This is a genomic window from Salinispora pacifica DSM 45544 (assembly GCF_000378845.1).
In the GTDB taxonomy this organism is placed as follows: Bacteria; Actinomycetota; Actinomycetes; order Mycobacteriales; family Micromonosporaceae; genus Micromonospora; species Micromonospora pacifica.
The window spans coordinates 134520-148266 of sequence record NZ_KB905359.1; the positions used below are offsets into that span (position 1 = coordinate 134520).

A 13747-nucleotide genomic window follows, 5' to 3' on the forward strand; every position below is an offset into this window, starting at 1 on the left:
GAGTCCGTTTCGGACTCAGATCCGAATTCCGGCCACCGTGCCGATCGGCCGTACCACTACCGCAAACATCAGAGGAGAGCTCTTATGGCCAGGATCGCTGTAGTCGGGATGGCGTGCCGGTACCCGGACGCCACCAGCCCGCGAGAACTTTGGGAGAACGCCCTCGCCGGGCGACGCGCGTTCCGCCGGCTGCCCCCGGAACGGATGAGTCTCGATGACTACTGGGATCCCGACGCAACGACACCGGACAAGTTCTATTCGCCCAACGCCGCGGTGATCGAGGGGTACGAGTTCGACCGGATTGGCTACAAGGTCGCCGGCAGCACCTACCGCTCCACCGACCTGACCCACTGGCTGGCGCTGGACATGGCGGCGTCAGCCATGGCCGACGCCGGGTTCCCGATGGGCGAAGGGCTACCCCGGGAACGCACCGGCGTGGTCGTGGGAAACACCCTCACGGGAGAGTTCTCCCGCGCGAACCAGCTCCGGCTGCGCTGGCCCTATGTCCGGCGAATGGTCGCCGCCGCGCTCAAGGAACAGGACTGGGACGACGACCAGCTCAGCAAGTTCCTCGCCGACTTCGAGGCGACCTTCAAGGGCCCGTTCCCGCCGGTGGACGAGGACACGCTCGCCGGCGGACTGTCGAACACCATCGCCGGGCGGATCTGCAACTACTTCGACCTCAACGGCGGAGGCTACACCGTGGACGGCGCCTGCTCGTCGTCCCTGCTCTCCGTCGCCACCGCCTGCAAGGCCCTGGTCAACGGCGAGGTCGACGTGGCGATCGCCGGGGGTGTCGACCTCTCCATCGACCCATTCGAGATCATCGGATTCGCGAAGACCGGCGCACTCGCCCGACACGAGATGCGGGTGTACGACCGCGGTTCCAACGGCTTCTGGCCCGGCGAGGGCTGCGGCATGGTCGTGCTGATGCGTGAGGCGGACGCCAGCCGTGCCGGGCACCGGAGCTACACCACCATCGCGGGCTGGGGAATCTCCTCCGACGGCAAGGGCGGCATCACCCGGCCCGAGGTCAGCGGCTACCAGCTGGCGTTGCGCCGGGCCTACGACCGGGCTGGCTTCGGCATCGAGACGGTCGGACTGTTCGAGGGGCATGGCACCGGCACCGCGGTCGGCGACGCCACCGAGCTCAACGCCTTGTCACTGGCCCGACGGGCCGCTGACCCCGATGCCCCACCCGCGGCGATCAGCTCGATCAAGGGCATGATCGGGCATACCAAGGCCGCCGCCGGGGTCGCCGGTCTGATCAAGGCCGCGATGGCCGTGCACCACGAGGTCCTGCCCCCGACGGTCGGCTGCGTCGAGCCCCACGAGTCGTTCACGGAGCACGGCGACGCCCTGCGGGCCCTGCGGCAGGCCGAGCCCTGGCCGCGGGACGTGCCGCTGCGGGCCGGCATCACCGCCATGGGTTTCGGCGGCATCAACACCCACCTCGTGCTGGCTGCCGACCGCCCCCGCCGGTCGACCCGGCTGGACAGCCGGTCGCGCCGCCTCGCCACCTCGCTCCAGGACGCGGAGCTCCTTCTGGTCGACGGGGCATCGCCGACCCAGCTGCGCGAGCGGCTCGGCCGGTTGCTGGAGTTCGCCCCCACCGTCTCCTACGCCCAGCTTGCCGACCTCGCCGCGACTCTCCACCGTGAGCTGCGGGAGCTGCCCTACCGGGCGGCCGTGGTGGTCACCTCCCCGGCGGACGCCGAGCGGCAGCTACGCCGGGCCTGCGAGGCCTTGGACGCCAACACGGTGCGGCTGGTCACTCCCGACGGTCGGTGTCTGCTCGGTCACGTACGCGGCCCTGCTGCCCGGATCGGCTACCTCTTCCCCGGGCAGGGCTCCGGACGGGGTACCTCCGGCGGCGCCCTACGACGCCGATTCTCCGACGTCGCCGAGGTGTACGAGCGGGCCGACCTGCCCGGCAGCGGTGACATGGTCGTCACCGAGGTGGCGCAGCCCCGGATCGTCACCGGTGCGCTGGCCGGGCTACGAGCCCTGTCGTTGTTGAAGCTGGATGCCAGCGTCGCCGTCGGGCACAGCCTCGGTGAGATCGCCGCGCTGCACTGGGCCGGCGCCTTTGATGACGAGGCGCTGCTGCGGATCGCCCGGCTTCGGGGCCGGACGATGGGGGAGCACAGCGCGTCCGGCACGATGGCCGACATCAACGCACCCGCGGAACGCGTCGCCGGGCTGGTCGCCGGGTTGCCGGTGGTGATCGCCGCCCACAACGGTCCCGAGCACACCGTGGTGGCCGGCACGGTGACGGCGGTCGGGCAGGCGTGCGAGCGGGCGGCTGCCGACGGGCTGCGGGCCACCTCGCTGTCGGTCTCGCATGCCTTCCACTCCAGCCTGGTGGCGCCGGCCGCGGACGCCCTCCGGGAGGCGCTGTCGGGGGAGCGGTTCGACCGGGTGGCCGGGTCGGTGATCTCCACCGTCACCGGGGAGGCGCTTGCCCCCGACACCGACGTGGTGGAACTGCTGCACCAGCAGGTTACTGACCCGGTGCTGTTCAGCCAGGCCGTCGTCCTGGCCGCCAAGGAGGTCGACCTCTTCATCGAGGTCGGTCCCGGCAGGGTGCTCTCCGGGCTGGCCGCGGCCGCCACCGACGTCCCCGCGATCGCGCTGGACACCGACGACGAATCCCTGGTCGGGCTGCTCCGGGTGGCTGCTGCCGGCTACGTCCTGGGTGCTGCGCCGGTCGATGGAATCCTCTTCCACGACCGGCTGGTCCGGCCGTTGGAGCTGGGGCAGGAGTTCCGCTTCTTCGCCAGTCCGTGCGAGTCGGCACCCACGCTGCACCTGCCCGAAAGCGCCGAAGCCCCCGCCCAGCCGGCCACCGGGCCGGCGCCGACGGTGAGTGATCGTGCCGAGGAGACCAGCCTGGAGTTGCTGCGTCGGCTGGCTGCCGAGCGAGCCGAGTTGCCGATGGAGATGGTGCACGACGGCAGTCAGCTCCTCGACGACCTGCATCTGAGCTCGATCACCGTCGGGCAACTCGTCAACCAGGCCGCGCAGCACCTGCACATCCCGGCAGCGCAGACACCGACCAACTTCGCCACGGCAACCGTCGGCCAGCTCGCCGAAGCGCTCGACCAGCTCACCGGCTCCGGTGTCGCCGCCCATGCCGAGCAGGCGGGTCCATTGCTGGTCAACGGCGTCGCCGACTGGTGCCGTGCCTGGTCCGTGGAGTTGGAGGAGGTGCCGCTGCCGGCGCGTTCCGGTGCTGTCTCTGCCGGAAGGTGGCAGCTTTACGCCACCGACGGCCACCCACTCGCCGAGTCACTTCGGCAAGCGTTGCAGGCGGGCGGAGTCGGGGAGGGAGTGCTCGTCTGCCTGCCGGAACGCTGCGCGGAGGTGGACCTGCAGGTGGCGCTGGAAGGTGCCCGTGCCGCGATCACCGCCGGTACCGGCCGGTTCGTCCTGGTGCAGCAGGGCGCCGGTGCCGCCGGTATGGCACGGACCCTACGGCTCGAGGCCCCTCAGGTCCGTACCACCATCGTGGACATCAGGCCGGAGCCGGGTGCGGTGGACCGGATCGTCCAGGAGGTCGCGGCGACCACCACCTTCAGCGAGGTGCACTACGACGAGGCGGGCCATCGACGGGTGCCGACGCTGCGCGTACTGCCGGTGCAGGCCGAGCGGAACGTCCCCGTGCTGGGCCCCGACGACGTGCTGCTCGCCACCGGCGGCGGCAAGGGCATCACCGCCGAGTGCGCGTTGGCCCTTGCCGGGGACAGTGGAGCCACGCTGGCGGTACTGGGCCGCTCCGACCCGGCCGACGACTCGGAGTTGGCCGCCAACCTGGACCGGATGCGCGATGCCGGGGTCCGCGTGCACTACGTCCGCGCGGATGTCGCCGATGCCGAGCAGGTCCGGCGAGCCGTCGTCGAACTGGTCGACGCGGTTGGCTCCGTGACCGCGGTGCTGCACGGCGCCGGTCGGAACGAACCGGCCGCGCTGACCGGCGTCACCACGGAGACGATTCGACGTACTTTCGCTCCGAAGATCGACGGGCTGCGATCGGTCCTCGATGCTGTTGCCGGAGACCAGCTGAAGCTGCTGGTCACCTTCGGCAGCATCATCGGGCGGGCCGGCCTGCGCGGTGAGGCCCACTACGCGGTCGCCAACGACTGGCTGGCCGAGCTGACCGAGGACTTCGGTCGCCGCTACCCGAAGTGTCGTGCACTCTGCCTGGAGTGGTCGGTCTGGTCCGGCGTCGGCATGGGCGAGCGGCTCTCGGTGGTGGAGACGCTCACCCGCGACGGCATCACCCCGGTTACTCCGGATCAAGGGGTGCACCTGCTGCGCCGGCTCATCGCGGATCCGCAGGTTCCCGCCAAGGTGGTGGTGAGCGGTCGGATCGAGGGAGTCGACACGGTCCGCCGGAATCGGCCCGAGCTGCCGCTGTTGCGCTTCGTCGACCGGCCGTTGGTCTGGTACGACGGTGTCGAGATGGTCGTGGAGACCGAGCTGAATCCGGCGACCGACCTGTACCTTGCCGACCACCGGTTGGATGGGAATCTGTTGTTCCCGGCGGTGTTCGGCATGGAGGCCATGGCCCAGGTCGCCGCGGCGGTACTCGGGCGCGAGGAGACCCCGGTGATCGAGGAGGCGGAGTTCCTCCGCCCGATCGTGGTTCCGCCGCAGGGCCGCACCCTCATCCGGATCGCCACCCTGGTGGTCGAGGAGGGGGTGGTTGACGCGGTCATTCAGAGTGCCGAAACCGACTTCGCCGCCGCCCACTTCCGTGCCCGCCTGCGCTTTACCGGAGCGCCGGCGCCGGCCGGCCCCCCCGACGAGGTCCCTGACGGGCTGCCGGCGGTGCCGCTGAACCCCGTATCGGAGCTCTACGGAGACACCCTGTTCCAGGGAGCCCTCTTCCAGCGCCTGCGCCGCTACCACCGGGCTGCGGCCCGGCACGTCGACGCAGTGGTGGCAGCGGTGGCCGACACTCGCTGGTTCGCCGACTATCTGCCGGCCACCCTCTTGCTCGGTGACCCGGGTGTCCGGGATGCATTGATGCACGGCAACCAGGTCTGCGTTCCGGACGGCACACTGCTACCGGCCGGTATCGCCCGCCTTTACCCGGCCGGGCCGCGGCTGGGCGGCGCCGAGGAGCTGCGCTACTGCGCGGTGGAGCGGAGCCGGGACGGCGACACGTACGTGTACGACATCGCCCTGCGGTCCGCCGACGGCACCGTGCTGGAACGTTGGGACGGTCTGCGTCTCCGCGCGGTCCGCAAGAAGGACGGCCGCGGCCCATGGGTGGCGCCGCTACTGGGCTCCTACCTGGAGCGCAGCGTCGGTGATCTGGTCGGTGCCCAGGTCGCCGTGACAGTGCTACCGCACTCGGCCACCGCACAACCGGAGACCTCCGGCCGGAGCGAGCAGTGGCTGCGGGAGCGGCGTGCGGTCACCGCCGTCGCGGCCGGCCATGCGCTGGGCCACCCCGCGCAGGTCCACTATCGTCCCGACGGTCGCCCAGAGCTGCATGGTGGTCGCCAGCTCTCGGCCTCACACGTTTCCGGGCTGACCCTCTGCACGGTAGCGGACCGGACCGTCGCGTGCGACGTGGAGACGGTCCGAGACCGCGACGAGTCGGTATGGCAGGGCTTGCTCGGTCCGTTCGCGGAGCTGGCCCGCCTGGTAGCCACCGAGATCGACGAGTCGTATCACGCCTCGGCTACCCGTACCTGGGCGGCGATCGAGTGCCTGCGCAAGGCGGGTCTTTCCCACCGGGCGCCGCTGACCCTGTTGCGCTCGGATCGGCCGGGCTGGCAGCTGTTCGGCTCCGGCAACCTGCGGATCGCCACCCTGGTGGCGACCGTACGGAATCTGTCGGCGCCGGTTGCCATCGCCATCCTGACGGAAGGACAGCACTGACCGTGGACAAGTACTTCGAATACGTGCACACCGTCGGCTTCGAGGAGACCAACCTCGTCGGCAACGTGTACTACGTCAACTACCTGCGCTGGCAGGGGCGATGCCGGGAGATGTTCCTCAAGGAGCGAGCCCCGGAGGTGCTCGCCGACCTCCGCGACGACCTGAAGCTGTTCACCCTCCGAGTCGACTGTGAGTTCTTCGCCGAGATCACCGCCTTTGACGAGTTGTCGATTCGAATGCGGTTGGCCCAGCTCGCACAGACCCAGGTGGAGTTCAGTTTCGACTATGTGCGACTCGACCCGGACGGTCGGGAAACGGTGGTAGCCCGAGGCCGCCAGCGGGTGGCCTGTATGCGTGGGCCGAACACCCAGACCGTGCCGGCGCGGGTGCCCGAGGCGCTGATCCGGGCGCTGGAGCCCTACGCGGCGGCGGGGTTGTGACAGCCTACGAGGAGGCAGACGTGAAGCCACAGCGGACACTCACTACCGGCGTAACCGAGTCGAAGGCGCTGCGGAGGGCGTATGGGGCCTTCGCCACTGGTGTCACCGTGGTGACGGTCGGTGGTGACACCCCGCACGGCATGACCGCCAATTCGTTCGCCTCGGTGTCACTGGATCCGCCGCTACTGCTGGTCTGCGTGAACCGGACGGCCATGATGCACGGCTTTTTGGGTGACATGGGTGAGTTCGGGGTTTCGGTGCTCAGGTCGGGGCAGGAGTCGGTGGCGCGGTACTTCGCCGATGCGCGCCGCCCGTTGGGCGCCGAACAGTTCGACCGGGTGGATTGGTTGCCCGGTTCGTCGACCGGGGTGCCGCTGATCACCGGGGCGCTGGCCCACTTCGAGTGCGCGGTGTGGGGCTCGTACGACGGTGGCGACCACACCATCTTCGTCGGTCGACTGCTGTCTGCGCAGCGCCGGCCAGATGACGAGGCGCTGCTGTTCATGTCCGGCAGGTTCGGTCAGCTCCAGCGGCAGATCGGAGACGCGGCATGACGGTGATTGCGGACCGGGGTGGGCGGATCCCACCCGGTCCTCCGGTCACGGCGGGCCTGCGCCTGCTGCTGGCCCTGGGGCGCGACCGGCTCGGAATGATGACGTCGGCGGCGGCTGAGTACGGCGACGTCGCCCGGCTGCCGGTTGGCCCGAAGAAGCTGTACTTCTTCAACCATCCCGACCACGCCAAGCACGTCCTGGCGGATAACCACGCCAACTATCAGAAGGGCATCGGGTTGGTACATGCCCGGCGTGCCCTCGGTGACGGCCTGCTGACCAGCGAGGGCGAGCTGTGGCGCAAACAGCGGCGGGTTATCCAACCGGCGTTTCAGAATCGGCGCCTGGCCCAGTACGCCGGGGCGGTCGGGCAGGAAGCCACCCGGCTCGTCGCACGCCTCGCGACGCGGGTGGACGGACCGCCGGTGGACGTCCTGGACGAGATGACCCGGCTGACCCTGGGGGTGCTGGGCCGGACCCTGCTCGACGCGGAGCTGACCGGCTTCCACGGCGTTGGTGAGTCGTTCGCGGCGGTGCAGGACCAGGCGATGTTCGAGTTGGAAACCCTGAACACGGTACCGACCTGGATTCCCCTGCGTCGGCAACGGCGGTTCCGGCGCGCCCGTCAGCATCTGCAGGAGGTCGTTGACGTACTGGCCGCGGAGCGTGGTCAGGCTGTTGAGGGTCGGGACGACGTTCTGTCCCGGCTGATCCTCTCCACCCGTGCGGAGGCCGACCCGCAGTTGGGGCGCGAGCGGTTGCGGGACGAGTTGGTCACCCTGCTGTTGGCCGGGCACGAGACGACGGCGAGCACTCTCGGCTGGAGTTTGCATCTGCTGGACCAGCACCCCGAGCTGCGTGAGCGGGTCCGGCACGAGGCCAGGACGGTGCTCGGAGACCGGGTCCCGGCCTACGAGGACCTGCATCAGCTCCGGTACACGGCGATGGTGGTGGAGGAGGCTATCCGGCTGTATCCGCCGGTGTGGATTCTCACCCGGAGGGCGCGGGCGGAGGATGAGATCGGCGGCTACCGGGTACCCGCCGGCGCCGATATCCTGATCTGTCCGTACACCCTGCACCGACACCCCCGGTTCTGGGCGGAGCCGGAGCGGTTCGACCCGGAGCGGTTCGATCCTTCCCGTACCACCGACCGGCCGAGATACGCCTACATACCTTTCGGGGCCGGTCCGCGGTTCTGCGTCGGCAACAACCTCGGAATGCTGGAGGCCACCCTGGTCCTGGCCGTGCTCCTGCGTGACCTGCGACTGGAGGGCCTGCCGGGTCGAGCGGTCGTACCTGAGCCGATGCTGTCCCTGCGGGTACGCGGCGGTTTGCCGATGACGGTGCGGCGGGTCGACTGAGGCCCGACCCGCACCGGTGGCTGTGCGTTGCCCCAACGTGAGCCGGTCGGGTTGTCGGCGTTGGTGCCCGCCAGCTCATGCCCGATCCCGGCGCGGGCGAGCAGGTGCGTTGTCGTGGTCTCGGCCCTGGTACGCCGCACACCGGTGCGCCGGCGCGTCAGCCCCGTATTGACGCGCCGGCGAACCGGCAGGGACGGGTCAGGCGGCGATCGCCTCGGTGGCGGCGGTGAACTGCCGCTCGTAGGCGGCCTTTCGGGCGTCGAGGAGGGCGAGTAGGACCGGCGGGTCCAGCTTCGAAACCGGTTTGAGTTGTATATCGAGATTGATAACTTGGCGGTCGCGTACGATCAGCGGTCCGGCGGTCGCCACCATCACGTTCTTCTGTTGGAGCCGGAGCACTTCACCGGACACGGCGTGACACAGCAGGTACCAGGAGCCGTCCGGGACGTCGGTGAAGCGGAAGGGGCCGGGCTCGTCGCGGATCGCGCAGCGGGTCGGCGCGCCTTCCGGGATTCGGTGCTGGAACAGCCCCATGAAGATCAGGCCGGGGGACGTGCCTTGGCTGCCCGCGGTGATTCGGCCGCGGACGGTGCCGTACCCCGTCGATGTTTGCAGGGTCGGGATACGTCTGGTGTAGCCACCCATCCGGCGGTAGGTGGTCGGCGACAGTCCCACGCTCTTGGTGAACCGGGTGCTGAAGGTGCCGACGCTGTTGTAGCCCACGCGGATACTGATATCGGTCACGTTCAGCCTGGTTGTCACGAGCAGTCGTTTCGCCTCCTGCAGCCGGATCGCCGACAGGAACCGGCCAGGTGATACCCCGGTAACCCTTTGAAAGATACGGGTGAAGTGAAACTTGCTGAACATAGCCGCTCGCGCCATATCGTCTACTGTTAATTGATCGGATAGGTTGTTTCGCATTGTATCGATGACGCGATCGACGGCTCTTTCAGCTGCGTCCTGCATTTTCTCTCCCCCAGAACGTGCGGACATGGTGGCGGCATTGCTGAGGTTGTGGTGCCGTTGTTGCAAATGCATTATCGGCAATTATCTGCCGCTCGGGAGCTGATATTAGCCTAGCTTCAGAAGGCGGTCAAGGCGGAGAGTGCCTGAAGGGTAGCTCAGTGTTATGGCACTGTCCTTCTCAATTCTTGCCCTTGGTCTGGGTGTGGTGATAAACACTCTTGGCGGGAGTGTCCCGACAGTTTTGTCTATCGGAACTCGCCACTATCCAAGCGTGCTGCGGCAGTTGGGCGCCCGGGGGCGAAATCGCCTAATTAGTACAGGTTGGTGCAGATCCGTCCGGGGCGGGATGGTCGGCGGAAATCATTCAATGGTCCTCTGCCGATACCTGTGGCAAGATTGCCCGCAACGTTTCGCCAGGGGAGGATGCTTGCGAATCTCGGAGCTAGGTCGACGAAGTGGCGTTTCGGTACCGACGATCAAGTTCTACCTGCGCGAAGGGCTTCTGCCGTCCGGGATTCCCACTGGTCGCAACCAGGCCGACTACGGTGAGCAGCACCTGCGACGTCTTCGCTTCATCCGCACGCTGACCGGGGTCGGCGGTCTCGACCTGGCCTCGGTGCGTGGCATCCTCGCTGCTATTGATGATGATCAGGTGTCCCTGGCCGAGGCGTACCAGGTCCTGGACCGGGCGATCGACCTGGACTGTGCCGCGTCGGTCGGGTCGGTAGCTGTGGCCAGCGCCCGGGAGGATGTCGAGGCGCTGGTGGAGTCCATGGGCTGGGGTCGGCATGCCAGCGCGAACGGGCAGGAGGTGCTGGCCGAGGTGCTGGCGAGCCTGCGCCTCCTCGGCTGCGAGGCGGACGCCTCCTTCTTCGCCCCCTTCGCCCGGGCGGCCGAGGAGGTGGCACGGGCCGAGCTGGATCTGGCCGGCAAGGCCGACGCGGACAACCGGAAGGGCCCGGCAATAGTCCGTGGGGTGCTGTTCGGGGTAGCCCTGGCCGCGCTACGCCGGATGGCGCGTGAACATCAGCTGGCGTGCCGATGACGCCGGAACTGCCAGAGCGCTGAGTGCGTCCCCGATGATGACGCCGATCAGTGCAGGTGAGGCGCGGTTAAGGCATTGAGCAACTTTTGAGAAGAACTCCGCCGGTGCTACCGGCACGATAAGTGTGCTGGCAGCCAGTTCCGTATCTCGATGGCCGACAACGTGAAGGGATTGCCGGTTATTCGCGGATCGACCGAGAACTGCAGCACCCATTGCAGGTAACTCGTATCGCGACGATAGTTCGCACCATCCGTCTCTTGGCTGCTGGTGACCACCGGTCCGCCCGACCTGTCGGCTGAATTGCCGTACCCGGAATCGGTAGTGGCCCCTACCTGGAGGGAACCATTGTCACCCCAACCTGTCGGTGTGATCCGCCGAACGCTTCCTGCACTTCTCGTGCTCGTCCTGGCGGCTGCGCTCTTCGCCGTGGCCCGCCTGCCCAGTGCGTCGGCCTCCGAACGGCAGGCGCTCGCCTCCCGGTATGGCTTCACAGAATTGCCCATTGCGTTGCCGCCAGGGCTGCCTCAGCGTACGGTCCGGCCAGTCAATCCCGCATACGAGCATATTCGGGCCTGGGTGTCCTCGGTCGGTGCGGCGATCGCGGTCAACGATCTCGATGGTGACCGGATCGCCAACGACCTGTGTCTCGTGGATACGCGTAGTGACACCGTGGTCGTCACCCCGGCACCTGACGGGCCGGCGCGGTACGCACCGTTCGTGCTCGACCCGAAGCCACTGCCCACCCACTCGGCGATGGCGCCGATGGGCTGTGTCCCCGGCGACTTCAACGGTGACGGTCTGCTCGACCTACTGGTCTACTACTGGGGCCGGACGCCGGTGCTGTTCATGCATCGCACCGGTGCGGGTCCGACACTCGGTACGGCGACCTTCCACCCGACCGAGTTGATCGCTGAACAGAACTCCAACGACGGCGTCTACCAGGGCAAACTGTGGAACACCAACGCTGTCGCGGTCGCTGACTTCGACGGTGACGGACACCCGGACATCGGCGTGTTCAACTACTTCCCGGACAGTCAGGTGCTCGACCCGGTCGGACAGCCGAACGTGGAGATGAACCACTCGCTGTCGCGCGCCGAGAACGCCGGTGGCGCGCACCTGCTGCGCTGGACCTCGGCCACCATCGGTGACCAGCCAACAGTACGTTACGTCGAGGAGCCGGCCATCAAGCCGCAGTACGCCACGGGTTGGACCCTCGGCGCGGGATCGGCCGACATCGACGGTGACCTACTGCCGGAACTCTACCTGGCCAATGATTTCGGCAAGGATCGCCTTTTCCACAACGTCTCCACCCCAGGCAAGATCCGTTTTGAGTTGACCGAGGGGCAGCGGGGCGCGTTCACCCCGAAATCCCTGGTCATCGGGCACGACTCGTTCAAGGGCATGGCGATCGAGTTCGGTGATCTTGGTGGCACCGGCGCCTTCGACATGTTTGTCAGCAACATCACCACCTCCTGGGGCCTGGAGGAGAGCAACTTTGTCTGGAAGAACAACGCTGTGGACGCTGCCGACGCCCGGCGTCGGCTGAGCCAGGGGATCGCGGTCTTCGACAACAAGGCGGCCTCGCTCAACCTGGCCTGGGTCGGGTGGGGATGGGACGCCAAGATGGCGGACTTCAACAACAGCGGCGAGATGTCCGTGGTGCAGACCGCCGGCTTCGTCAAGGGCGAGACCAATCGCTGGAACCTGCTCCAGGAACTGGCGATGAGCAATGACCTCATGCTTCGGAACCCGGCTATGTGGCCCAACGCTGAGCCGGGTGACGACATCGCCGGTGCCCAGCCCTTCGCCTTCTGGGTGCGGGAGGGCAACGGCCGCTTCGCCGACATCGCCGCCGAGCTCGGCATGACCGATACGACGCCCAGCCGTGGCGTGGCGGTGGCCGACACCAACGGTGACGGTGGTCAGGACTTTGCCGTGGCGCGACAGTGGGGTGCTCCGTCCTACTACCGCAACGACCGCGCCGGCCAGAACAACTTCCTCGGCCTCCGGCTCTACCGACCGGCAGCCGCTGGAGCGCCGACCGGGGTGCCCGGCACTCCCGCCTACGGCGCCAAGGTCGTCGTCCGCACCGCGGACGGTCGTACCCGGGTGGCGCAGCTCGACGGCGGCAGCGGCCACTCGGGCAAGCGTAGCTTTGACGTCTTTTTCGGACTCGGTGCAGCCGGCAGCCAACCCGTCTCCGCCGAGATCCATTGGCGCGACCGCACCGGCAACGCACACACGCAGACCCTCGACCTCACGGCCGGCTGGCACGACCTGCTGCTCACTGAAGAAGTCCAGGAGATGAAGGCACAATGACCGACGTCCGAGACAATACCCGGGCTGATGTGGGGGCATCCGGCACCGTGCCGCGCACCGATTCCGCTCCGCCCCGCATCGCCACCGCCGCCAGCTTCGATCGCCACGCCTCGACCAACCGGGACAGCCCGCCACGGCTGGACAGCCGCGATCCCCGGTACCTGGCGCTGCGAAACTTCGCGATCTCCATGAGCGTCTTCAACATCCTCGGCTATACGGTGCTTGGCTTCGAGCAGCCGTGGACCTGGCCGCTCTTTGCCGTGGCCGTCGGCTACGCCATTGAAGTCATCGTCGAACTCGTGACCGCCTGGGCGCACCGTCGACGGCCGGCCTTCCTGGGCAACGGCGCCTGGGGCGTCTATACCTTCCTACTACCGGCGCACATCACGGCGCTCGCGGCGAACATGCTGCTCTACGCCAACGACCAGTTCTGGCCGATTGCGTTCGCGGTCGTGGTCGCGATCGGGCAGAAGGCAATCTTCCAGGCACCCATTCGCGGCCGAATGCGGCACTTCATGAACCCGTCCAATCTGGGCATCACGGTGACCCTGCTCGTCTTCTCCTGGGTCAACATCGCTCCGCCGTACCACTTCACCGAGAACGTGCCGGACGTGATGCAGGTCTTCGTGCCACTGATCATTATCACCGCCGGGACCGTCCTGAACGGCGTGCTCACCAAGAAGATCCCACTCATCGTGGGTTGGGTCGGCGGCTTCGTGATCCAGGCCGTGCTGCGGCACCTCATCTGGGATGTGCAGCTCTGGGCGGCGCTCGTGCCCATCACCGGTGTCGCATTCGTCCTGTTCACCAACTATATGATTACCGACCCGGGCACCACCCCGATGAAGGGTCGAGCCCAGTTCATCTTTGGCGCCGCCGTGGCCGGGGTCTACGGCGTGCTGATGATCTTCAATGTGGTCTACACGCTGTTCTTCGCGGTGACCCTCGTCTGCCTGGGTCGCGGATTGATCTGGTGGGGTATCTGGCTGCGGGACCGGCTGCGGGAACGGGCCACGGCCGAGGAGCCGGCCGCGGTGGCCGCTCCGCTGGTGGGGGCGGGTGCGCGCCCGACGTGATCCACCGGTGCTCCGTCCCGGTCCCGAGTGTGAGTCGACGGCCGGTCCGCCCCCGTCCGGGGCGGACCGGCCGTCGAATCCGGGTGTCCGGGAC

Annotated in this window: 8 protein-coding genes; 7 read left to right on the forward strand and 1 reads right to left on the reverse strand. The window is 68.0% G+C overall.

Translation table 11 applies throughout. From position 1 onward, the window contains the following. The first annotated feature begins 84 nt into the window (after positions 1–84). From SALPAC3_RS0100500 to SALPAC3_RS0100515, 4 genes are read left to right on the forward strand one after another with little or no spacing between them, the layout of a single operon-like run. Complete coding sequence (locus SALPAC3_RS0100500) at positions 85–5895, forward strand: type I polyketide synthase (protein WP_026185116.1); 5811 nt, start codon at positions 85–87, stop codon at positions 5893–5895. A 2-nt stretch (positions 5896–5897) separates the two neighbouring features. Next, positions 5898–6335: an acyl-CoA thioesterase gene (locus SALPAC3_RS0100505; RefSeq protein ID WP_018219302.1), complete on the forward strand. Its 438-nt coding sequence runs from the start codon at positions 5898–5900 to the stop codon at positions 6333–6335. Beyond that, entirely contained in the window at positions 6332–6889 is a 558-nt protein-coding gene (locus tag SALPAC3_RS0100510; protein WP_018219303.1) for a flavin reductase family protein, read from the forward strand. Before SALPAC3_RS0100505 ends, SALPAC3_RS0100510 begins: the two co-directional genes overlap by 4 nt. Further along, positions 6886–8247 carry a cytochrome P450 gene (locus SALPAC3_RS0100515; protein ID WP_018219304.1) on the forward strand — a complete coding sequence of 454 codons (1362 nt, stop codon included), beginning with the start codon at positions 6886–6888 and terminating at the stop codon, positions 8245–8247. Before SALPAC3_RS0100510 ends, SALPAC3_RS0100515 begins: the two co-directional genes overlap by 4 nt. Positions 8248–8445: 198 nt before the next feature. Here the strand turns inward: SALPAC3_RS0100515 and SALPAC3_RS0100520 are convergent, their stop codons facing one another. Further along, positions 8446–9168, reverse strand: a complete 723-nt coding sequence (locus tag SALPAC3_RS0100520) for a helix-turn-helix domain-containing protein (RefSeq protein ID WP_080635096.1) — start codon at positions 9166–9168, stop codon at positions 8446–8448. A 472-nt stretch (positions 9169–9640) separates the two neighbouring features. On the opposite strand from SALPAC3_RS0100520, the gene SALPAC3_RS0100525 reads away from it, so the two are divergent. The 3 genes from SALPAC3_RS0100525 (at position 9641) to SALPAC3_RS0100535 (ending at position 13653) form a co-directional block, all read left to right on the forward strand. Then, positions 9641–10258, forward strand: a complete 618-nt coding sequence (locus tag SALPAC3_RS0100525) for a MerR family transcriptional regulator (protein WP_018219306.1) — start codon at positions 9641–9643, stop codon at positions 10256–10258. A gap of 396 nt (positions 10259–10654) precedes the next feature. Continuing rightward, on the forward strand, positions 10655–12577 hold the full coding sequence (locus tag SALPAC3_RS0100530; RefSeq protein ID WP_018219307.1) for a CRTAC1 family protein: 1923 nt from the start codon (positions 10655–10657) through the stop codon (positions 12575–12577). Beyond that, positions 12574–13653 carry a hypothetical protein gene (locus tag SALPAC3_RS0100535; protein WP_018219308.1) on the forward strand — a complete coding sequence of 360 codons (1080 nt, stop codon included), beginning with the start codon at positions 12574–12576 and terminating at the stop codon, positions 13651–13653. The genes SALPAC3_RS0100530 and SALPAC3_RS0100535 overlap by 4 nt, the downstream gene beginning before the upstream one ends. Positions 13654–13747 lie beyond the last annotated feature (94 nt).

What these genes read in the sequence shown, in the direction of transcription:
- SALPAC3_RS0100500 (WP_026185116.1), top strand. Translation starts at nt 85, where the DNA reads ATGGCCAGGATCGCTGTAGTCGGGATGGCGTGCCGGTACCCGGACGCC.
- SALPAC3_RS0100515 (WP_018219304.1), top strand. Translation starts at nt 6,886, where the DNA reads ATGACGGTGATTGCGGACCGGGGTGGGCGGATCCCACCCGGTCCTCCG.
- SALPAC3_RS0100520 (WP_080635096.1), bottom strand. Translation starts at nt 9,168, where the DNA reads ATGCGAAACAACCTATCCGATCAATTAACAGTAGACGATATGGCGCGA.
- SALPAC3_RS0100535 (WP_018219308.1), top strand. Translation starts at nt 12,574, where the DNA reads ATGACCGACGTCCGAGACAATACCCGGGCTGATGTGGGGGCATCCGGC.